The sequence below is a fragment of the Streptomyces sp. NPDC087428 genome (assembly GCF_044744085.1).
In the GTDB taxonomy this organism is placed as follows: domain Bacteria; phylum Actinomycetota; class Actinomycetes; order Streptomycetales; family Streptomycetaceae; genus Streptomyces.
Genome location: NZ_JBIUXR010000006.1, coordinates 428,753 through 450,177, shown reverse-complemented (window position 1 = coordinate 450,177; position 21,425 = coordinate 428,753). Strand labels below are relative to the sequence as shown.

Here is a 21,425-nt window from a genome sequence, read left to right as displayed (position 1 = left end):
GGTGGATGAGGATCATGACGACGGTGCCGGTCACGATCACCACCCCGATGGCAAGGACATCGATGAGCTCGATGCGGAAGAGCGTTTTCATTGCTCGTCCCCCGTTGTCGCTGCGGTGTGGTCACAGACTGCGGGGCGATGGATTCCGGCCGCAACGCCTGCCGGGCCATTGGGGATGCTGGAATGCCTGCGCACCCTCTGACCTGCGCAGATCCGATGTCCCTGGAACGGTATTCCGGGACGGACAAGGCGGGGAAACGGCGGCGTTCGACGGACTGAGGGTCGATCTGTCGCGCTTCGAAAACTTCTGTTTCCCAGCAGGAGAGCTCACCGGGGATGGAGGATTGGGAGCATGAGCCCCTTACACACACCAACTGCTGCGGGCAGGGCGATGGACCGCTTCGGCGAGGCGTTGGACGCCGTGGTCGTGGAGCCGCCGGGCCGGCAGAACGCCGCAGCGTTGGTGCTGCTCGCAGGGGAGGGAGAGACGGCTACCACCCATACCGTCCTGAACTCCCTGCTGCATTCCCTGCGGAAGCGGCTCTTGGCGGACAGCGCCGGGCTGGCGCCGCACGCGGTAATCAGGCCGAGCGCGGAGTACCAGGCGGGGCCGGTGACCCTGCTCTACGAGCACATCACGCAGGACCTCATCGAAGCGATGCCTGTCGGCACCGGCAAGCTCAGGTTCCCTTCCTACTGGCTGCTGCGCGACATCGTCGTCGGCGTGGAGCCGACCGAGAGCGGAGCCGGTCGGGCCAGGGAGGTGCGCCGGGCGGCGTACACCGAACATCTGCGGCGAACCGGCCGGGGCCGGCTGCGCGACCAACTGCGTGAGCAGGCGTCGGGGTGGGCGCAGCCGGTCAAGTTCCTGGTCGACCTATGGATGGACTGGCTGGCCGAGCCCTGGTACGGATACCGCATCGGTCGCCGGATGCTCCGGGCCCGCAACCGGAACTGGTACGCGACCTGGGCCCAACAGCTGCACGGGGATCCGGTGAGAAACTTCTTCGCCTCGGTTCAGGACCTCGCGCCGGGCGGCCGGAACGCGGACCCGGAGGTGGTCGAGAACGCACTGTTGCGGGCGCTGCTCTCCGATCTGGACGGCGCGTTGCGGCACCGGATGCTGTCGCCGTGGCGCCGTCGCCGGGTCACCCGCTTCGTCCTGTTCGTCGAGGACGCGGGGCCGGTGGATCGCGGACCGTCCGACGCTCGTCCGGGCGGCCCGGACAGGAATCGGCTGCAGCGGTTCCTGGCCGAGTACCTGGTGGCCGCCGAGAAGCTGGGCAGCAGGTCGACGCTGGTGGTCGGCTGCGTCCAGCCGGAGTTCGCGGTGGAGCTGGCGGTGGAGCCGCAGGCGGACTTCGAGGGCGCGGCGGAGGCACTTCGCTCCGGAATGCGGTCCAGGAACGGTCTGGTGGCCGTGGCGGTGCCGGTCCGGCCCGAGGCGGAGGTGGCGGAGTGGTCGGCCGATCGCCACCCAAAGATCATGACCAGGGTCTTCCGGTGGGGGCCGGTCGCAGGGATCGCGCTGCGTTGTGTGACGGCGGCGGCGATAGGTGCGGGGCTGATCGGAGGGTGGTACTTCGCGGGATTTTCTCTCTTCGACGAGAAATGTCCGTCCAATCAGTTCGAAAACGACTACGGCCCTGGGTGCCTTGGGCTGAGTGACGGAACAGAAGCCCAGCGATTCGATGGAATGGCGAAGGGTTTCGGAGATCTCTTTGCAAAGATTGCAGACGGCAATGGAACGGCCGAAGAGTTGGCGAAAGAGAAGGGGCGAGAGGTGCGCACGGTCGTCTACTTCGGCCCGATGAGTGGTAATGCCGCGGACCTGGGTGGCTCACTGGCTGAGCTGCATGGGGTGGCCCTTGCCCAGCACGAAAATAATGTTCTCGCGGATCGCGACATCAGGTCGGTGGGGTTGAGAGTGCTGCTGGCCAATGCCGGGCCGGGATTCAAGGCGGCTCGGAGAGTGGCCAATAAAGTCGTCGAGCGGACCGATGAAGAACGGATCGCAGGAGTGGTCGGATTCGGACAGAGCCGACCGGAGACGCACGATGCCATGCAAGCATTCGCCGAGAAGCATATTTCGATGATCGGTACTTCTGCGACGGCAGACACCATGGTGGAGAACAACGCGGCGTCCGATCTGTACTACCAACTGGCGCCGAACAATCGCCGTCAGGCGCACATCATGAAAGCGTTCCTCAAGGGGCAGCCCGGTGTCCTGCCGAAGCGCACCGCGGGTTCAAATAGCATGGCGATCGTCGTGAGTAATCCGAAGGATGAATACAGTAGGAATCTTTCCGATGACTTTATCAAGGTATTCGCGGACGGAGAACCTTTGCCCATGAGGTACGTGCCTTCGCGTATCGGTAGCCTGGGTGGCCTGGCGAAGGACGTCTGCGACAAAATCAGGTCCAGGAACATGCCGATCGTCTGGACTGCGCGCGCCCAAGAGCTGGTGGTATTCCTCGGCAAGTTCAAGGACACGCCCTGCAATGAGCAGGCGACCCCCTTGACCGTGCTGGGAGGGGACGACGTGACCAACGCGATGCTTGACGAGGACAGGCCGACCCTCAATCAGGGTCTCTCGCTTTACCATGTCATGCTTGCGGCTCCCCGGGGAGCCGATACTTATAGATCAGGCGATTTCGTCGCTAGTTACAAGAAATTTTATAAAGGAGAAAAGAGTAACGACAAGATGCTTCAGGACAGTCATGCCGCACTTGGTTATGACGGGGTCAAGGTTCTGGCGCATGCGATCGAAAGGGCGTACATCGCAGGTGAAGGCTTCGACAAGTCCGCGGTGTCGGTGTCGTTGCATGACGACTTCAAAGGGGATTTTTCGGGAGTCACCGGTGTAATCGATTTCAGTGATGACTCGCGCGTGCCCGTCAATAAGGCCATATACGTTGTTCGTGATTCTGATCCGTCTTCGTCCGGTAGTGCCGGCGGATCCGAGAGCAGCTATTCCGTTGTCCTGAAGTGTGGGAATTTCGGTGACGGTAAAGATAATCTGACCCGCTGGGGGCCAGAGGGGGATACGAGCAAATACCCGTGCCCCGACGACCGCCACCCGTCGGATCCGGCCACCTGACGGCCGGTGCGCGCTCCTGGACGCCATGCAGGAACCGGGTGATGCCCGCAAGGGCATCACCCGGTTCCTTTGGCGGCCGTTCAGTACTGGAGGGCGTCGGCCATCTCGGTCTGCCAGTAGGTGACGAAGCCGTTGTCGTCCCAGTAGGTGTTGGCCGGGAGCTTCAGCTCGGCGGGGGTGCCCGTGGAGCCGACGTTGCTCTTGCCGGCGAAGTTGACCTGGAGGTGGGCGGCCTTGCGCGGGGCCGGGCCGGCGCCGGGCTCGCCGGTCAGGCCGATGGCGGCGTAGGCGGACTCGCCCGGCGCCAGTGTCACGACGGCCTGGGGCTGGCTGTCGTCCAGGATCGGGAAGACGGCCTGGGCGTCGTCGAAGCGGAGCTTGGGTGCGTAGTAGGCGTTGCAGAGCTTGGAGCCGGTGTTGGTCACGGTCAGCAGCAGGTGGTTGATCGGGCGGCTCACCTTGCTCACGGCCGTCTTGGTGTTGTCGCCGGTGCAGGTGACGGGCTTGCTGTAGGTGGTCTTGCTCGCCTGCTCCACGGAGCCGGCGGTGCCCTTGTCGCCGTTCGTGGCGGGCGGCGCGTTATTCGTCGTCGTGCCGCTTCCACTGTTCTGCGTGCCGGCGTTCCGCGTGCCGCTGTTCTGCGTGCCGACGTTCCGCGTGCCGCTGTTCGGCGTGCCGCTGTCGGCACCGGTGGCGTCCTTCTCCGGTGCGGCGGCCGGGGGCTGGGACTGCGTGGCGGCGCTGTTCGCTGCCGGGGCGGACGCTCCCGCCTTGCCGTTGTCGCTGGTGCTGCCGTTGTCACCGCTGCATGCGGTGAGCGAGAGGGCGGCCAGGAGTGCGGTGGCGGCGATGACGGTGGTGCGGATGCGGTTGCTGCGCATGGTGGTACTCCCCGTGAAGGTGGTGGTTGTTGTGCGGTTCGGCGCTGGTTGTTCTGCGGTGTGGTCACAGACTGCGGGGCGGCGGATTCCGGCCGCAACGCCTGCCGAGCCATTGGGGATGCTGGAACGTCTGCGCGTACTGTGACCTGGGCAGATTCCACGTCCCTGGAATGGTGTTCCGGGACGAATCAGGAGGGGGAACGCTGCAAGTGGCGACGCCGGAGGCCGAAGATTTCGCGGCCCTGCTCAAGGAACTGAAGGACCGTTCGGGACGCAGTTACGGGGTGCTCGCCACGAAGCTGCACGTCAGCACGTCGACGCTCCATCGATACTGCAACGGGGACGCCGTCCCCAACGAGTACGGGTCCGTCGAACGGTTGGCCCGGCTGTGCGGGGCCACGTCCGACGAACTCGTGGAGTTGCACCGGCGGTGGATCGTCGCCGAGGCCGCGCGGCGACGCGGGAAGCCGGAATCCGGGGCGGCGGCCGCCGGGCCCGGGGCCGATGCCCGTGCGGTGTCCGCCGTGGGCAGAGCACCGGCTCCCGAGCCCGAGGACAAGCCCGAGGACAAGCGCGAGCCGACGGCCGCAGCCGTACCCGCGCCCGCGCCTGAACGCGCCCCCGAGCCCGCGCCCGCTTCCGAACTGGAGCGTGAGCACCTGGCCGGGTCCGCCCCCTCGGGCAACCGCTGGCGGCGCGCGTCCGCCCGTACGCGCGTCCTGCTCGCGGCGGCGGCCGTCGTCGCGCTCACCGTGCCGACCGCCGTCGTCGCCAACCAGCTCGCCGGGGCGAGCGAGGACACCGCAGCGAACGCCTCGGGCGCCAAGCACCCCGGGGACGACCGGAAGGCGGGCGCCGTGGCCGACGCCTCGGAGAGCCCCTCCACGTCGCCCAGCCCGTCGCGGAAGCCGAGCGCCTCCGCGACCACCGGGTCGGCCAAACCGACCGCGGACACCTCCGAGACCGCCTCGCAGCAGGCGGGGGCCGAGCCGAAGGCCGCCCCCGGCCGGCCGCCGACCGTCACCATCAGCTCGTACAACTGGGAAGAGCCCTGCGGGCAGTTCTACCTGCTGGAGCAGGACGCCGAGGTCGTGCCTCCGCCGCCCGTGCCGCAGGACACCCGTGGCTGGGCCCGCGCGCTGGGCGGGGTGGACGGCGGCCAGATGAGGATCGAACTCACCGTTCAGGGCACCTCGGAGCAGGCGGTCGTCCTGAAGGACCTCAACGTGCGGGTGCTGAACCGCAGCGCGCCCCTGAAGCGGTCCGCGTTCTCGATGGGCGACGGCTGCGGTAGCGGAATCGAGCCCCAGTCCTTCGACATCGCCCTGGACAACAGCCGTCCCACGCTCACTCCCGTGGCGGGGCAACAGGGGGACAAGAAGGTCCCGGCGAAGGACTTCCCGTTCCGTGTCTCTTCCAACGACGTGGAGGTCTTCGACCTCGACGCGCACGTGGAGGGCCACGACGTGCAGTGGTACCTGGAGCTGGAGTGGAGCAGCGGCGGCCAGACGGGCACGATGCGCGTCGACGACGGCGGAAAGCCGTTCCGTACGAGCAGCATCGCGGGCCGGCCGGAGTACCGCTACAACAGGAACAACTCCAAGTGGGAGACCGACTGACGCCCCCGAATCTCGTGGCTCGGGTCTCGGGTCCCGGGCTTCGAGATCCGAGCCCCGAGAGGGGCGGTTCACTCGTTCGAGCGTACGGAGGGGCAGGTCGGCCCGGGTCTTGGGGCTTGGGATTCGAGCGTCGAGATTCGAGCTGCGAGGTTCGAGCGTCTTCTTTTAACCGGTGGGGAAAGAAGGGTGGTTGGGAAAACCTTCCTGACCTCCCTGACCCGTCACGGCCAGCAAGTATGACTAATGGTGACAGCTTGCGACGGAGCGTCGCGACTGTCTACGGTGCGAGAACTGAACGACCCCGACCGGTGTAATCAGCACCGAGCCGGGGTCTGACCTCCAAGATCGAAAGAGACCCGATCTCGTGGTTGTTGAGCACTTTAGTCCCGCCGTGTCCGCGTCCGCAGTGTCGCCCCCGTACCCGATGGCCCGTCCCGGTTACGGCAAGCGATCCGTTCCGGAGCAACCCTCGCCCAGCGCAGCTGACTTCGACCCGCTGCCCTTGCGGGAGCGGTATGTCGCCGCGTTCATCGAGCGGCTGCCCGAGGGCGCCACGATGAGCGTGAAGGCCCTCGCCAAGCAGATCCCGCTGTACGGGCAGCAGGCCGTCAGCTCCGCCCTGACCGCGCTGTCGGTGGCCGGACACCTGCGGCGCGTACGGTGCGCGGTCGGCGCCGGAGACCAGGTGCGGTGGGTGTTCCGGACCTACTGGTCACGGACCGCCCACGACAACGAATGGTGGACGAACCACCTGACCCCCGAACCCGCGCCCGCACCCGAACCCGCTCCCGAGCCGGCGCCCGTGCCCGTACGGGAGCCGGCGCACCAGCCCGCGCGGGACACGGTCCCCGCCCACACCCCCGCGTACCTCGCGCTGGCCGGGATCGGGCGGGCCGACGCGCGCCTCGCGCTCTCCGCCGCCGACTGCACGGCCCTGGAAGCCCTGGCCGAGCGCTGGTTCGCACGCGGCGTGGACGCCGACTACCTCACCCGCGCCCTCACCGCCGGACTCCCCGCCCGCGTCGACTCACCCGTCGGCTTCGTCCGCCGCCGCCTCCACGACAAAATCCCGCCCGCACTCCCCACCACCCCCACACCGCCGCCCGCCGGAATCTCCGTCCGGCGCGTGATGATGGAGTGCACCGAATGCGGCACCCCCGGCCACCCCGAAGCGCTCCCCGACGGCCTCTGCCACCCCTGCCGACACCCCGAACCCGACACCACCGACACCCAGGTCACCCCGCCCGCCGAAGCCGAACGCGACGTCACCCAACGCGTCGCCGGACTCCGCGACCTCCTCAAAGCCCCCTGAGGACACATGCGTTATGCAGCGGAGGTGCGGTAGCGCGACGTGTCAGGGCGGCTGTTCTCGCCCAACCTGGCCGCCCGTCAGGAAGCGGGCATCACCCGACTGCGCCGAAGCCCTGCAACGGGTCCTGCTCGGGGTCGCAAGAGAACGCGCCACGAAGGATGTGGAATGCGGTTTTCCGAGGAGGTTCCGGGCGGGATTCCATAGAAAAGATCATGGCGTGAAATCAACTGGAGAGATCAGCCTTTCGGGGACTGTCGTCCTTTCCGTTTGGACCCCTGACAGGGACCGGCTACCGTGAATTGCCCACCTGAGTGAATTCCTTACGGGAACGTTGAATGGGAAACATGAACGGATCGCCACCACCACCTCATGCCGGTAGTGAGGCCACCAGGCTGCTCTGTGCGGGAAGTTATCTGAGCCCTGTCTTCCGCCGGCAGGTCGTCGACGAACTCGTCAGTCACGAAGACCGAACCGTCGCACCTTCACTGGGTGTTGACGTCCTCTCCGTCCTTGCACACGCACTGCACGCCCGGCGCCAGGAGGTCATGGCCGCAGTCGCGCTGCTGGTCGTCTGGATCGGCTTCTTCGCGGCGGGAAGCAAAACGTTCGACCAGTTCCATCTCCAGCTCCCAGGCTTTGTTCTCGATCACCTCTGGGCGCTGTGGTACGCCCTGGTGTGCCTGGGAATGCTGCTGGCCAGATACGTCTCCGGTCTCCCGGTCGACCGTTACGTGGGGGCGCCGCTGCTCGACGGGTTCCGGAAGCTGCGGTTCGTCCGCAAGGTGTCGGCCGTCGTCCTCACACTTGTGTTCTGGGCGCTCAACGCCGGCTACTGGGTCGCGGCGCTGTTCGCATGGAGGGGCACTCCCGCCGTCGTGCTGATTCCGTTGCTGATGGCGTGCGTCGTATGGGTGCATCGGGCTTGTGTGATCCAGACCCTCCGCAGTTCTCTCGCCGCGGAGACGTTCCGTCTGCAACAGGTGGGAGGCCGTGGCATTCAGCTGCCGGACTCGGAGCGATACTTTCGGCTACAGCGGCTCATCGCGAGTGAACAGCATGCATCAGGGGCGGTCTACAACCCTCAGCTCCCCTTCGTCGGTGCGGGGATCCCGCACCAGCCCTGGTCGCTGGCACTGGAGTTGCAGCGCAAGCGTGACGAGGGCACTGGCAAAGCGACCATTCCGGTTCAGGGGGCCGCCGGTGACACCGTCCTCACGTCGCGGAACATCATCGATCTGATCACGCCACGTCTGGAGTCGCTCCGCGAGTCGGCGTCCCGCACCGGGAGGGACAGGCTCAAGGACCTGGAGATCGAGGAGTTCGTCTATCTGCCTCCCGGTGCCGGCCGAGGCGATGAAGCCATCTTCGGACGCGAGCAGATTCGGCAGCACATCGATGCGTCGGTGAACGAGGGGGCCGAGGGGCGCCGCCACTTCCTGCGCGTCAGGGTCGGTGCGTGGGACGAACAGGTCGTGGTCACCATTTTCGTACGGGTGCACACGCAAGGGCGGATGCTCGTCCTGGAAGTCGCTCCGCATGTGCTCGGTCCGATCAAGGAGGAGTTCATGGAGGTCGATGCGGTAGCCGCCCGTTCCGGCCGGGTGCGGGACCTGCCGCGCACGGTGTTGCGGGCACTCCTCCTCGGACCGAGCACGTCCGTCGCCGCCAGGGACTGGCCGAGCGATGTCGTCAGGGCCTTGTTCGCGGCACCGAGTGTCTCGGCGGCTACCGGGATCTCGGCCCTGCGCACCGGTCTCATGGTGTTCCGGACATGGTTGTTGGAGCCGGAGAGCGCGATGCCGAGCGCACCCGTCAAGTCCATCCGGGAGATGGGCAGCGCACCGATGTCCTCCCTGTTCCAGGAGATGGACGTGAGTCGGTACGTCAAGACGGTTCAGGACCGGATCGCCTCGGGTGTCCGGGACGCCCTGGAGCAGAGCGGCTATCAGACGGACCGTTTCGAGCAGCAGATCATCAACGTCGGAGACGGCGGGCTCTTCATCAGGCACATGACTGGCGGGGCGGCACTCGGCCAGGTCACCGGGGGCGCGGTTGCCGTGGGCGAGCGAGGCCGGGCCGACAACACCACTATCAGGGCGGGGATGCGATGAACGAGGACGGACAGCCGGACGCCACCCGGAACGAACCGGGTAGGGGCGGCGGAGACGTGCGCATCGGGAGGATGTTCGGGGGAGCCGTCGCGACGGGCTCCCATGGGCACGCCGTCCACCAGGCAGCACCCGCCGGGAGCGCTGTCACCGACGAGGCGACGCGCGAACTGCTGGAGGCGATGAACGCGCTCCGTGAGCATCTGCAACTGCTGACGCCGACGGACGAGACGGACGGGGTCCGCTCCGAAATCACCTCCATCACCGCTGACATCGCACAGTCGAGAAGCCCGTCCCCGGGTCGCCTGGAGCGGCTTCGCGGCTACCTGGAAGTGGGAACGACGGGGGTCTCGGCACTTGCCTCTGCCCTGCCGGTGGTCCAGGCCATCGGGCGCGTGCTGGGCTGAGGGGCGACATGTCTGCGCGGGCGGGGCGCCCACTACATCGTGATCGTTGAGCGCATCACGAAGAGGCTCCGCAAGCAGGTGGAATCCCTTCCCTGGAACCAGATACCGCTCGGGGAAGATCAGCCTCAAGGCCGTCCGCGCGGTCACCACCCTCGCCGCGTCACAGGTCGGCCCCGCCCGCAGCTCGACTGCACCGAAGTCCTGGGCCCGGTGGCAGCTCGCGCGTCGACCTTGCGCTAGCTGGCCGGACCCCACTCACGCCACGCGGTCTTCAGTCCCACCAGAACGCCCACGTCTCCTGGTTCAGCACCGCCTTCTCCGCGTACGTCAGGAGGGTGTTGAGCGTCGACTGCTGGATGTTGTCCGGGCAGAACGCGAAGTGCTCGGCGGCCAGCGCCTCGGCCTCGGCCGCCGTGGTCGGCGGGCGGCTCACGGAGACGACCATCGTGTCGAAGCCGAGCACCACGACACGGGCACCGAACCGGTCCTCCCAGGAACGCAGCACCGCGCAGAGCCGCGCCACGTCGTTCTCGTGGTTGAGCGGCCCCGACCAGCCGATCGCCGCCGGTATGTCCGCACTGCGCCGCGCGGGCACCAGCGCCGCCCGCATCCCGCCCGGCGAGAAGTCCATCTGGGTCATCTGGTCCGCGATCTCGGCCGCCAGACCGTCCGGGGTGTCCGGCCCCGCCTCGGCCGGCACGGGAGCCAGGCCCGGCCAGTCGGCCCCGGAGTCGCCGAGGTCGAGCTCGTCCTCGGCGTACGCCTCCCACACCTCGCTCAGGACATCCTCGGCGTCATGGTCCCCGGGGTACGTCATCCGGGCCGGCATGAGGTCCCATCGCTCGGGCCACTGGGTGCGCATCCCGCCGTCGATCAGCACCGGAAGCAGCCCGACGGGCCGCCCCAACGCGCGCAGCAAGGCCCATGAGCCGGGGGACGCGGACTCGTCCCCGTACCAGAGCAGTGGTTCGTCCCACACGCCGTCGGCCGTGTCGACCACGCGTGTGCCGGGCGGGAGTTCCAGCCCGGTGTCGGCCGGAGAGCGGAGAGGGTTCGGGAGCATCGCCATGCCGAAACCCTAGGGCGTGTCCGGCGGATCAGGTCAGTCGCAGGCCGATCCGGTGCACGGTGTTGCCCTCGCACAGGAGACAGCGTTCGAGCTCGGCGAAGCCGTTTTGTTCAGTGAAGCGCGGTCCATCAGGCGCCTGAAGGACCGGCGTAGTCCCGGTTTCGGCGGAGCGGCCGCAGTTGGCTGAGAGAGATGAGGAGGAGCCCAGCGAACAGGAAGGCGATTCCGCCGAAGAAACGGAGATTCCAGGAAACGCTCGGCAAGATTCCAAAGTAGAAGAGGCTCTGCATAAGTACGGACGCGCCCGTGAGCAGGCCACCGAGGCCGTGGAGCGTCGGCCTGGCGACGTGGCGACGCGCGGTGGGCAGGATCCACCCCGTCCGCAGTGTCACGATTCCCAGGGCGATCGCCAGCAGCCCCAAGAACCCGCCTGTTCCTACTAGCCATGCCATGGTGTCGCTCCGCTCCGACTGCTCACAGGCCAGAAACGCGAGTTACGCCCGGCCCGAAGATGCTCACATAGTTGCAGCACCTGGTGGTGCCTGACCATGCCGGTACCAGGCAGTCTCCGCGCTTCAGCACTGCCGTACGTGCGCGCCGACTGTTCAAGATCCGCCGGACAGCCCTTATGCGCCCCCACTGACACTCGTCCCGTCAGCGTCCTACGTGCCCGGTGAACGCGGCCCAGGTGGCGGGGGCGAGGGTGAGCGCGGGGCCTTCGGGGTTCTTGGAGTCACGGACGTGCACGGCGCGGGGATGAGCGGCGACCTCGACGCACTCGCCACCCTCGTCGCTGCTGTAGCTGGACTTCCGCCAGTCGTAGGCGACTTCGAGGCATTCGCCGCCCTCGCTGCCGCTGTAGCTGGACTTGAACCACGTATGTGCGGTGCTCATCACTCTCCTAGCCGCCGGTCCAGCAGTCCCCTTGCAGCCACTGACGCTCGTTCCGTCAGCGTCCCACGTGCCCGGTGAACGCGGCCCAGGTGGCGGGGGCGAGGGTGAGCGCGGGGCCTTCGGGGTTCTTGGAGTCACGGACGTGCACGGCGCGGGGATGAGCGGCGACCTCGACGCAGGCGCCGCCTTGCTCGCTGCTGTAGCTGGACTTCCGCCAGTCGTAGGCGACTTCGAGGCATTCGCCGCCGTCGCTGCCGCTGTAGCTGGACTTGAACCACGTATGTACGGTGCTCATAACTCTCCTAGCAGCCGGTCCAGCAGGCGCTTCGTGTCCTCGACGTTGAGGGCCTGCGTCCGCAGCATCGCATATCTCTGGGCAAGGATGCTGATGTCGTCCGGGTCGGCGATGAGCTGGCTGCCACGCTGGGTTTCGGTGTAGGCGATGTGTTGGTAGTCCGGTGTTTCCAGCAGGATGAACGGGCCGTCGAGGGCTGCGTGCGTGGCCCGGTCCAGGGGCATGATCTGGAGCGCGAATCCGGGGAGATCGGCACATGCGCGCAGGTGGCGCAGGGTCTCCTCATGCACCACGGGGCCGCCCAGGGGTGCCCGCACGATCGCCTCGGAGAGGATGAAGCTCGTGGTGGGCGGCAGTGTGCGCCGCATGATCTCCTGACGCTCCAGCCGGTTGCTGACGTGGGTGTCGATCTCCTCCGGGCTGAACGCGGGAACGCGGCTGCCGAAGACGGCCCGCGCGTATGTCTCCGTCTGCAACAGGCCGGGCAGAACCTGATTGGCGAAGAACGACAACGCCAGCGCCGACCGCTCCAGGTCCATGTACTGCTCCGCCCACGCCGGGATCAGGTCCACCTCCGGCATGTTGTCCACCGCCGTCTCCAGCGTGCCCTTCGTGTCCAGGAGGCTGTCCAGGACACGGGCCAGGGGAGGGAGCAGGGTGCGGCGGCCCTGTTCGATGGAGGCGATGGTCTCCGGCTGGGCGCAGGCCTGTTCGGCCAGTTGGCGCTGGGTCAGTCCTGCGGCGATGCGGAACCGCGCCACGAGCGCGCCCACGAGCTTCATTGCCGACGCGTTCTTGCGCTGCCGATTCCTGGGGTGCATACGGTCCCCACTCCCCACTCTTGTCCGTACTTCACGCGTGATCGGGACGTACAAGAAATCTGTACGGGCACACGTAGTGCATCAGCGTAGTCACAGAGTGTGACTCTCGTCCCATGAACGAGACGATGCAACTCGTGCTGATGCGCGAGCGGTTCTGTCGGCGTGAGCGCCGATCGGTGCGGTTCGTGCGGGAGTTCGTGCGGACGGCCGCCCAGGACTGGGGGTACGGGGCGCGGGCCGACGACGTACTCCTCTGCGTGAGCGAGCTGGCGACCAACGCCCTGGTGCACGGGGTGCCGCCGGGGCGCGGGTACCGGGTGCGGCTGATGCTCAGCGAGGCGGGGCAGTTGCTGCGGGTCGAGGTGCACGACAGCGGGGACGGGACGCCCGCGGTGCGGGAGCCGGACGGGGAGTCGGGGCGGGGGCTGCTGATCGTGGCGGCGTACTCCGACGGATGGGGGGTGGGGGAGCGCAGCCCCGGCAAGGTGGTCTGGTGCCAGTTCCGCAGGGAGCGGTGACGGCAGGGGGCTCCGGGGGCGGTCCGGGTGGTGAGATTCCGCCAACCCCATGGAGGAGAAGCGTCGTTGAGGGATTTTCGGTTGCGCTGACGAAGAGCGCGGCGCTTAATGGTTCCTTCGCGGCGAGCGGATCATTCATAGGGGGAACAGTGGAACCACCGGCCGTACCGCCGCGTCCGATGGGCGCGCCCGCGCCGTCGCCGTTCGCGCGCGCGGTGGACCTCAGGATCAGCAAGCGGCTGCTGTGGGTCGGGCCCGCCGCGTATCCGCTGGAGAACATCGTCCGCGTGTTCACGTTCGTGCTGCGTCCGCGTCGCAAGGAGGCCATCGCGCTCTTCTGCAAGCGTGTGGCGTTGATGCTCGTGATGGCGGTGGGCCTGACCGTGCTCATCCTGCTGGTGGACGGGGTGGCGACCCTGAGCCGGGGAGAGAGCGGCGGTGGCCCGTTCATCTTCTTCGTGTGGCTCGGGGCGGCGGGTGCGCTGGCCTACTTCCTGCTGGAGATGACGAAGGTCCTGGCGGCCCGCGAGCACTTCGTGCTCGCCGTGGAGACGTCGGGGCTGTCGACGGCGATGGTGACCAGCCACGACCCGAACCATCTGATCGAACTCGTCGGCCGCATCACGCACGCGATCGACAATCCGGAAGCGGAGTTCACCGTGCGGGTGGAGGGAATCAGCGCGAGTCCCCAGATCTACCACTACGGGGACAACGTCAATATGTACGGCGGATCCGGGAACGTGGGGATTGCGAATTCATGACCGGCGACAACGTGAACATGTACGGCGGCTCGGGGAACACGGGCATTCAGAACAACCATTACGCGCAGCCCGCCGCCGAGCCCGTCTCCCCGGAGCTGCGGGAGGCGGTACGGGAACTGCTGTGGCTGGTCGGTGAGCTGCGGGGGCAGCTCCCGCCCGCCAGTGCCCGGGTCCTCGACGACAATCTTCCGGCCCTCACCGGAGAGGCCGGCGCGCCGCCGGCACCCGAGGAGCGGCACCGCGCGCTGCTGGCGGTCGCCGGGATTGCCGCCACGGTGTCGACGGTCGGGGAACCGGTGATCGAGGCGGTCCGGAAGGTGCTCGGCCTCCTGGGCGCTGTCTGAGCCGGACGCCCAACAGCCCTACGTGCAAACGCCGTACGCGGCGCAAGGGGGGATCCCTCAGCGGGCCAGCGTCGCGAGGATGGTCTTTCCGCGGCTGCCGTGACGGCGGACGGTGACGCTGCTGGCCAGCCGGAGGACCATCGGCCAGCCGAAGCCGCCCGTCCGGCCGGTCAGGTCCGGGACGCGGCACTGCGGCTGGGTGGGGCTGGGGTCGACGACCCGTACGTGCAGGGCGCCTTGGTCGGCTCCGAACGACAGGGCGGTGACGCCTCCGGCGTACCGGATCGCGTTCGTCACCAGCTCCGACGAGAGCAGCACCAGATTCTGGACCGCACGGGCGGACGGCGCCGGATTCAGCTTGGCGACGAAGGCGGCGGCGGCCTCGCGGGCCTCCGCCGCCCGGAGCGGTGGGGGTGCGGACTCCGAGGACATTTCCGCAGCGGCGAAGTCGGGTGTGGAGCATTGGTCTGTCATGTGGAATCACCCCAGAGGGAATGGCTCGGCGGCCGGTCTTCGCTGCGTGTACCCGAGCCCTTGCCGGATATCCGAAATTGGCCCGAACGAGTGACCGTCCGTTCCGAGGCGTGCGGCGGCCTCCTCGGGGAAGGTGGGCGGGACGAGACAGTGTGCGGTTCGCCCGGAATCCGTTCCGGGACGGCCGCCGCGGCGAAGGGAACAGCCCATGAACGAGTCCGTCGACCGTGCACCGGACTCGAACGCGGTGATCATCGAGCCGGTGCCCGATCTCCAGCTCCAGCTGCTGATCCAGCTCCTCGACCGTGAGATGCGCTCCGGGCTGCCGCTCACCCTGACCATCCCGGCCGGTGTGCTGCACGGTGACGTCATCGGGCACGAGGCCTGGAAGGCGGACTGGGCGAGGAGCCTGCGCCAGGTCGAGGGCGAGGGCGCCAACCTCATCGCGGAGTTCCCCGAGACAGTGGATCAGGGCATCAAGGAACTCAGGGCCGACGAGGACGCGCAGCAGCTTCCCCGCTGGATTCATCTGCGCGACGCCACCCTCGTGATCGGCGGCCTGGCCCCGCTGCGGCTGCCGCTGTGGCGCGGGCGGCTGGCCGACGTCTCCGGGTGGGCGCTGGGGCGTCCGGAGTAGCTCCCACCCGGCAGGGGAGCCGACAGGTGTGACTACATACCGCGTTCGACGAATGACTGTGCGTAGTCGATTTTCGGCTGACTGTCCGTCTCTCACCTCGCGCGTGTCGCCCGCTTCGGCCCTTGTGCGCCCTTGCCGGTGCTCGTTTCATCCCTCCTGAGGCGGTATGACGCTTTCGGCCAGTCGGTTCGGGCGGTCTAGTGGATCAGTCCGGGCTCGATCAGGCTGAATCCGACCGATCGCTTCTGTCCGACCTCAGAGGAGACGAACGTGCGTAGTCATCACCGTGTCGCGGCTGTCGCCGCATCCTTCGCGCTGGCCGGCGCGGGCCTGCTGGGAGTGGCCTCGCCTGCGGCGGCGTCCGCGGCGGGGCTCTCCTGCGGCACTCCCAAACTCCTGGTCGGGAGCGCCGGACACCACGGCGCCTCCATCAGCTGTACGGGCGGAGCGTTCACCGAGTTCATCGACTGCAACAAGCCCGGCTACGGCACCTACCGGCACTTCGGCAACCGCGCGGCGTCCGGTGGGACCTCCACCACCTGGTGCGACATCGGCGCGGACGTCACAGCCGTGGGGGTCACGCCCTCCTGAGCCCTCAGGGGGCCTCACCCCCCTGAGGCACCACCCGCGCGGGCCGCGTGCTCCCGGCCCGACGCGCGAGGGGCCGCCGGCGGCGCTCCGGGTCAGGAGCGTGCCGGCGGCCCTCCGCCGCAGGTCAGGACCGTGTGGTGATCAGAGCCGCTCGGGCGTCCGGATGCCGAGGAGCTTCATGCCCTGGTGGAGCGTGCGGGCGGTGATGTCGCAGAGGAACAGCCGGTTCTCCACGACCTCCGCCGAGTTGTCCTCGCTGAGGACGTGGCACTGGTCGTAGAACGTCGTGAAGTGCGAGGCGAGCTGGTAGAGGTACGAGGCCAGCTTGTGCGGCTCGTACCCAGCCGCCACCTCGGACAGCACCTCGCCGAACTGGTCCAGGTGCAGACCCAGTGCCCGCTCGGCCGGGGCCAGCTCCAGCTCCGGGTGCGCGACCGGCTTCGCGTCGCCGGCCTTGCGCAGGATCGACCGGATCCGCGCGTACGCGTACTGGAGGTACACGGACGTGTCGCCGTGCAGCGACACCATCTGGTCCAGGTCGAACTTGTAGTCCCGCACGGCGGAGGTCGACAGGTCCGCGTACTTCACGGCGCCGATGCCGACGTACCGGCCGTTCTCGACGATCTCGTCCTCGGTCAGGCCGATCTTCTCGGCCTTCTCCCGGACCACGGCCGTCGCCCGCTCGACCGCCTCGTCGAGGAGGTCCTCCAGCTTGACCGTGACACCCTCACGGGTCTTGAACGGCTTGCCGTCCTTGCCGAGGACGGTGCCGAACGCCAGCTGGTGCGCCTTGACGCCGTCGTTCAGCCAGCCGGCCCGCCGGGCTGTCTCGAAGACCATCTTGAAGTGCAGGGACTGCCGCACGTCCACCACGTACAGCAGGGTGTCCGCCTTCAGGTTCTGCACCCGGTCGCGGATCGCGGAGAGGTCGGTCGCCGCGTAGCCGTAGCCGCCGTTCGTCTTCTTGACGATGAGCGGGACCTTGTTGCCGTCCGGACCCAGCACGTCGTCGAAGAAGACGCAGAGCGCACCCTCGGAGCGGACGGCGACGCCCGTCTCCTCCAGGATCCGGCAGGTCTCCTCCAGCATGTCGTTGTAGCCGGACTCACCGACGATGTCGGGGTCGCTGATCTCCATGTCGAGCTTGTCGAAGACCGAGTAGAAGTAGATCTTCGACTCGTCGACGAACCGCTGCCACATGGCGAGCGTCTCCGCCTCGCCGGCCTGGAGGGCGACCACCCGGTCCCGCGAGCGGGCCTTGAACTCCTCGTCGGAGTCGAAGAGTGCCCGCGAGGCCTTGTAGAGCCGGTTCAGCGAGGACATCGCGGCCTCGCCGTCGGCCTTGTCGCCCTCGTGGTCCAGCTCGTCGGGGTGCTCGATCAGGTACTGGATGAGCATGCCGAACTGGGTGCCCCAGTCGCCGATGTGGTGCCGCCGGACGACGGACTCGCCGGTGAACTCCAGGATCCGCACCATCGCGTCACCGATCACGGCGGACCGCAGGTGACCGACGTGCATCTCCTTGGCCACGTTCGGCTGGGCGTAGTCGATGACGGTGGTGCCCGCGGTGCTGTCGAACGGCACGCCGAGCCGGCTCTCGTCGTCCGCGGCACGGGCCGCGAGCGTCTCGATGATCGACTTGTCCGAGAGCGTGATGTTCAGGAAGCCGGGGCCGGAGACCTCGATGTCCTTGATCAGATCGCTCGCCGGGAGGGCGGCCGTGACCTGGGCGGCCAGCTCGCGCGGGTTGCCCTTGAGCTTCTTGGCGAGGGCCAGGATTCCGTTGGCCTGGAAGTCGGCCCGGTCGCTTCGGCGCAGCAGCGGGTCCGCGGTGCCGGCATCCGGCAGGGCTGCCGTCAGGGCGTCCGCCAGCTGCTGCTGGAGCGTGGAAGCGAGGGAATTGACCGAGGCCATCAGCTGGCTGCCGTTTCCGTAGGAGTACAAGGGATGACCCCAAGTATCCCACGGTGTGTAAAGCCGTTTTCGCGCTGTGGGCGGTACCTGGGAGAATGGCACCCGCCCCTATGAGTCCTACAAGAGAGAAGGACGTGCCGACCGTGGCTCAGAGTCAGAGCAGCACCGAGACCGACTGGGTCTCCCGCTTCGCGGACGAGGTCATCGCCGAATCGGAGCGTCGTGCGCCTGGCAAACCGGTCGTCGTCGCCTCCGGCCTCTCCCCGTCCGGCCCGATCCACCTGGGCAACCTCCGCGAGGTCATGACCCCGCACCTGGTCGCCGACGAGGTCCGCCGCCGCGGCCACACCGTCCGGCACCTGATCTCCTGGGACGACTACGACCGCTACCGCAAGGTGCCGAACGGCGTCCCGGGCGTCGACGAGTCCTGGGCCGAGCACATCGGCAAGCCGCTGACCTCGGTGCCCGCCCCGGCCGGCTCCCCGTACCCGAACTGGGCCGAGCACTTCAGGGCCGCCATGCTGGCGTCGCTGGACGAGCTGGGCGTCGAGTACGACGGGATCAGCCAGACGGAGCAGTACCTCGCGGGTACGTACCGCGAGCAGATCCTGCACGCGATGCGGCACCGCGCCGACATCGACGCCGTCCTGGACCGCTACCGGACCAAGAAGGACGGGGCGGCCGGGGCCAAGGGCAAGAAGCCGCAGCAGAAGAAGGCCGACGAGGCGGAGCTGGAGGCCGAGGCGGGCTCCGGCGCCGCGAGCGAGGACGACGGCAGCGGCGGCTCGGCCGGCTACTTCCCGTACAAGCCCTACTGCGGCAACTGCGAGAAGGACCTGACCACGGTCACGTCGTACGACGACGAGAGCACCGAGCTGAACTACACCTGCTCGGCCTGCGGCTTCGCGGAAACGGTTCGGCTGAAGGAGTTCAACCGCGGCAAGCTGGTCTGGAAGGTCGACTGGCCGATGCGCTGGGCGTTCGAGGGCGTGATCTTCGAGCCGAGCGGGGTGGACCACTCCTCGCCCGGTTCCTCGTTCGTCGTCGGCGGCCAGATCGTCCGCGAGATCTTCGACGGTGTGCAGCCGATCGGACCGATGTACGCCTTCGTCGGCATCTCCGGCATGGCGAAGATGTCCTCCTCCAAGGGCGGCGTGCCGACCCCGGCCGACGCGCTGAAGATCATGGAGGCCCCGCTGCTGCGCTGGCTGTACGCGCGCCGCAGGCCCAACCAGTCCTTCAAGATCGCCTTCGATCAGGAGATCCAGCGGCTCTACGACGAGTGGGACTCGCTGGAGCGCAAGGTCGCCGACGGCACCGTGCTGCCGGCCGACGCAGCCGCGTACGCCCGCGCGATCGGGACGGCCGCCGGTGAGCTGCCGCGCACCCCGCGCCCGCTGCCGTACCGCACCCTCGCCTCGGTCGCGGACATCACCGCCGGGGCGGAGGACCAGACGCTGCGCATCCTCAGCGAGCTGGACCCGGACAACCCGCTGACCTCGCTGGACGAGGCCAGGCCCCGGCTGGACCGGGCCGAGAACTGGATCACCACCCAGGTCCCGGCCGAGGCCCGCACCGTCGTCCGCGACGAGCCGGACAAGGAACTCCTCGGCTCGCTCGACGACGAGGGCCGCGCGTCGCTCCGGCTGCTGCTGGAGGGTCTCGACTCGCACTGGTCGCTGGACGGGCTGACCACGCTCGTCTACGGCGTGCCGAAGACGCTGGCCGGGCTGGAGCCGGACGCCAAGCCGACGCCCGAGCTGAAGACCGCGCAGCGGTCGTTCTTCGCGCTGCTGTACCGGCTGCTCGTCAGCCGGGACACCGGGCCGCGGCTGCCCACGCTGCTGCTCGCGGTCGGGGCGGACCGGGTGCGCACGCTGCTCGGCGCGTAACGACGGACGGCCGAAGGGCCGCCACCCCGCGTTTCCGTTTCCGGGGTGGCGGCCCTTCGGCGTCGCTGGGAGCGGTGCGCCCGCGTGCCCGCGTGCCCGCGTGCCCGCGTGCCTGCGTGCCCGCGTGCGGCTTACGCGATGTGGTCGGCTTCGAGCTCGGCGTGGTAGCGGTTCTTGAAGCCCTGGATCAGCTGGCGGAGCAGGGCCGCGCTGCGCGGGTGCCGCACGTTGTGCCCGTCCGACAGGTGTATGTCGAGGACCTCGATGCTGGGGTACGTGCTGTGCTGGGTCACGAACGCGGCGAAGACCTCGTAGGCGATCTCGCTGAACTCCGCGTCCTCCTGCGCCCACTCCTCGGCCCACTCCTCGGCCGCCTCCGCGACGGGCTTCGGCTCCTCGGGGGCCACCTCGTCGGACGCGGGGACCTCGTGCGCCTCGGGGACCGGCACCTGCTGCTCGCCGCGCGGGGCCGGCATGGCGCCGATCGTGCCGACGCTGCCCAGCGGGCGGGTGCGGCCGGGGCCGGTCGGGATCATGACCGGCCCGGGTTCCTGGGCGTCCACGTACGTCGGGTTGTACGAACCCTCGTACGCGCCGTCCGGCGCCTGTGCCGCGAACCACGGGTTCTCGTACGAGGCGGGGTCGGGGGCGGGGGCCTGGTTCTGCGCCTGGGCCCGGGAGTGCGGCTGGAAGGCGCTCTGCTGCTGGGGCTGCTGCGGGTTCTGTCGCTGGTGCTGCTGCTGGTTCTGTTGGTGGTTCTGTTGGTGGTGCTGCTGTTCGTCCTGTTGCTCGTTCCGCGGCTGCCGGTCCGGCTCGGCGTACTGCTCCTGCTGTGGGGCGCCGACGAGTTCGGGCTGCGGGAACTGGGCCTTCTCGACGGCGGTGACCGCTTCCGCGGCGGGGGCCGGGGCCGGGGGCAGCAGGGCCGGTTCGATGCCCGCGGCGGCGAGTCCGGCCGGGCCGGTCTCGGCCAGCGGGATGCCGTACTTCGCGAGGCGGAGCGGCATCAGGGCCTCGACGGGGGCCTTGCGGCGCCAGGCGCGCCCGAAGCGGGCCTGGAGGCGGGCCTGGTAGATCAGCCGGTCCTGTTCGAGCTTGATGACCTGCTCGTACGACCGCAGCTCCCACAGCTTCATCCGCCGCCACAGCCGGAACGTCGGAATGGGGGAGAGCAGCCAGCGGGTGAGGCGGACCCCCTCCATGTGCTTGTCGGCCGTGATGTCGGCGATCCGCCCCACGGCGTGCCGGGCGGCCTCGACGGAGACCACGAACAGCACCGGGATCACGGCGTGCATGCCGACACCGAGCGGGTCCGGCCACGCGGCCGCGCCGTTGAACGCGATCGTCGCGGCGGTCAGCATCCACGCCGTCTGGCGCAGCAGCGGGAACGGGATGCGCAGCCAGGTCAGCAGCAGGTCCAGCGAGAGCAGGACGCAGATGCCGGCGTCGATGCCGATCGGGAAGACCAGCGAGAAGTTCCCGAAGCCCTTCTCCAGGGCGAGTTCACGCACGGCCGAGTACGAGCCCGCGAAGCCGATCGCTGCGATGAGCACCGCACCGGCGACCACGAGCCCGATGAGTATGCGGTGCGTGCGTGTGAGCTGCATCGCGGCCACCCGCGATCCCCTTCCCGTTTCTTCGTCTCCGACGTCCGGTCCGAAGGGACGATTTCCAGTTCTGGCGGGCACAGCCTGGCACATGCGTGCGAGAGGCGTTGCGCGGGGAGGGGCGAAGCCCGGTTCTCGCAGGAGGACCGGGCTTCGTGAATCTGCTTCTGTGCCGGGGCGT

Annotated in this window: 19 protein-coding genes; 11 read left to right on the top strand and 8 right to left on the bottom strand. The window is 68.4% G+C overall.

The window, feature by feature from the left end; genetic code table 11:
- Positions 1-352 precede the first annotated feature (352 nt).
- A complete protein-coding gene (locus tag ACIO3R_RS15835; RefSeq protein WP_402106017.1) occupies positions 353-3,100 on the top strand; it encodes an ABC transporter substrate-binding protein in 2,748 nt (915 codons plus the stop codon).
- Between the two features lie 80 nt (positions 3,101-3,180).
- Here ACIO3R_RS15835 and ACIO3R_RS15830 read toward each other — a convergent pair whose 3' ends face one another.
- Complete coding sequence (locus ACIO3R_RS15830) at positions 3,181-3,981, bottom strand: DUF4232 domain-containing protein (protein WP_402106016.1); 801 nt, start codon at positions 3,979-3,981, stop codon at positions 3,181-3,183.
- 209 nt (positions 3,982-4,190) lie between these two features.
- Here ACIO3R_RS15830 and ACIO3R_RS15825 point away from each other — a divergent pair, with 209 nt between their 5' ends.
- The 4 genes from ACIO3R_RS15825 to ACIO3R_RS15810 all read left to right on the top strand — a co-directional run bounded on the left by ACIO3R_RS15825 (position 4,191) and on the right by ACIO3R_RS15810 (position 9,427).
- Complete coding sequence (locus ACIO3R_RS15825) at positions 4,191-5,600, top strand: helix-turn-helix domain-containing protein (protein WP_402106014.1); 1,410 nt, start codon at positions 4,191-4,193, stop codon at positions 5,598-5,600.
- A 391-nt stretch (positions 5,601-5,991) separates the two neighbouring features.
- Positions 5,992-6,912, top strand: coding sequence for a MarR family transcriptional regulator (locus ACIO3R_RS15820; protein WP_402106012.1), 921 nt, complete (start codon positions 5,992-5,994; stop codon positions 6,910-6,912).
- Positions 6,913-7,457: 545 nt separating this feature from the next.
- Complete coding sequence (locus ACIO3R_RS15815) at positions 7,458-9,023, top strand: hypothetical protein (RefSeq protein WP_402106010.1); 1,566 nt, start codon at positions 7,458-7,460, stop codon at positions 9,021-9,023.
- Positions 9,020-9,427, top strand: coding sequence for a hypothetical protein (locus ACIO3R_RS15810; RefSeq protein WP_402106008.1), 408 nt, complete (start codon positions 9,020-9,022; stop codon positions 9,425-9,427). The genes ACIO3R_RS15815 and ACIO3R_RS15810 overlap by 4 nt, the downstream gene beginning before the upstream one ends.
- Before the next feature lie 271 nt (positions 9,428-9,698).
- Here ACIO3R_RS15810 and ACIO3R_RS15805 read toward each other — a convergent pair whose 3' ends face one another.
- The 4 genes from ACIO3R_RS15805 to ACIO3R_RS15790 form a co-directional block, all read right to left on the bottom strand.
- The gene (locus ACIO3R_RS15805; protein WP_385038839.1) at positions 9,699-10,496 is read right to left on the bottom strand and encodes a DUF4253 domain-containing protein; all 798 of its coding nucleotides are present in this window, start codon (positions 10,494-10,496) and stop codon (positions 9,699-9,701) included.
- 654 nt (positions 10,497-11,150) lie between these two features.
- Positions 11,151-11,390, bottom strand: coding sequence for a DUF397 domain-containing protein (locus tag ACIO3R_RS15800; protein ID WP_401293812.1), 240 nt, complete (start codon positions 11,388-11,390; stop codon positions 11,151-11,153).
- 55 nt (positions 11,391-11,445) lie between these two features.
- Positions 11,446-11,685 (bottom strand): DUF397 domain-containing protein, encoded by a 240-nt coding sequence (locus ACIO3R_RS15795; RefSeq protein WP_385038845.1) that lies wholly within the window; start codon positions 11,683-11,685, stop codon positions 11,446-11,448.
- Positions 11,682-12,506: a Scr1 family TA system antitoxin-like transcriptional regulator gene (locus ACIO3R_RS15790; RefSeq protein WP_402106006.1), complete on the bottom strand. Its 825-nt coding sequence runs from the start codon at positions 12,504-12,506 to the stop codon at positions 11,682-11,684. The genes ACIO3R_RS15795 and ACIO3R_RS15790 overlap by 4 nt, the downstream gene beginning before the upstream one ends.
- A 113-nt stretch (positions 12,507-12,619) precedes the next feature.
- On the opposite strand from ACIO3R_RS15790, the gene ACIO3R_RS15785 reads away from it, so the two are divergent.
- From ACIO3R_RS15785 to ACIO3R_RS15775, 3 genes are all read left to right on the top strand, one after another.
- Positions 12,620-13,024, top strand: coding sequence for an ATP-binding protein (locus ACIO3R_RS15785; protein ID WP_402106004.1), 405 nt, complete (start codon positions 12,620-12,622; stop codon positions 13,022-13,024).
- A 179-nt stretch (positions 13,025-13,203) separates the two neighbouring features.
- Entirely contained in the window at positions 13,204-13,785 is a 582-nt protein-coding gene (locus tag ACIO3R_RS15780; protein WP_385038854.1) for a DUF6232 family protein, read from the top strand.
- Entirely contained in the window at positions 13,782-14,129 is a 348-nt protein-coding gene (locus ACIO3R_RS15775; RefSeq protein WP_385351169.1) for a DUF5955 family protein, read from the top strand. The genes ACIO3R_RS15780 and ACIO3R_RS15775 overlap by 4 nt, the downstream gene beginning before the upstream one ends.
- 57 nt (positions 14,130-14,186) lie before the next feature.
- On the opposite strand, the gene ACIO3R_RS15770 is transcribed toward ACIO3R_RS15775, so the two are convergent.
- The gene (locus tag ACIO3R_RS15770) at positions 14,187-14,561 is read right to left on the bottom strand and encodes an ATP-binding protein (protein WP_385351405.1); all 375 of its coding nucleotides are present in this window, start codon (positions 14,559-14,561) and stop codon (positions 14,187-14,189) included.
- 250 nt (positions 14,562-14,811) lie between these two features.
- Between ACIO3R_RS15770 and ACIO3R_RS15765 the strand changes: the two genes are divergently transcribed.
- Entirely contained in the window at positions 14,812-15,240 is a 429-nt protein-coding gene (locus ACIO3R_RS15765) for a hypothetical protein (protein WP_402106002.1), read from the top strand.
- A 270-nt stretch (positions 15,241-15,510) separates the two neighbouring features.
- Positions 15,511-15,831 (top strand): hypothetical protein, encoded by a 321-nt coding sequence (locus ACIO3R_RS15760; protein WP_385038863.1) that lies wholly within the window; start codon positions 15,511-15,513, stop codon positions 15,829-15,831.
- A 141-nt stretch (positions 15,832-15,972) separates the two neighbouring features.
- On the opposite strand, the gene argS is transcribed toward ACIO3R_RS15760, so the two are convergent.
- Positions 15,973-17,745 carry an arginine--tRNA ligase gene (gene argS / locus ACIO3R_RS15755; RefSeq protein ID WP_402106066.1) on the bottom strand — a complete coding sequence of 591 codons (1,773 nt, stop codon included), beginning with the start codon at positions 17,743-17,745 and terminating at the stop codon, positions 15,973-15,975.
- 134 nt (positions 17,746-17,879) lie between these two features.
- Between argS and lysS the strand changes: the two genes are divergently transcribed.
- Positions 17,880-19,637, top strand: coding sequence for a lysine--tRNA ligase (lysS, locus tag ACIO3R_RS15750; RefSeq protein WP_385038872.1), 1,758 nt, complete (start codon positions 17,880-17,882; stop codon positions 19,635-19,637).
- A 131-nt stretch (positions 19,638-19,768) separates the two neighbouring features.
- On the opposite strand, the gene ACIO3R_RS15745 is transcribed toward lysS, so the two are convergent.
- Positions 19,769-21,244, bottom strand: a complete 1,476-nt coding sequence (locus ACIO3R_RS15745; protein ID WP_402105999.1) for a DUF2637 domain-containing protein — start codon at positions 21,242-21,244, stop codon at positions 19,769-19,771.
- Between the last annotated feature and the right edge of the window lie 181 nt (positions 21,245-21,425).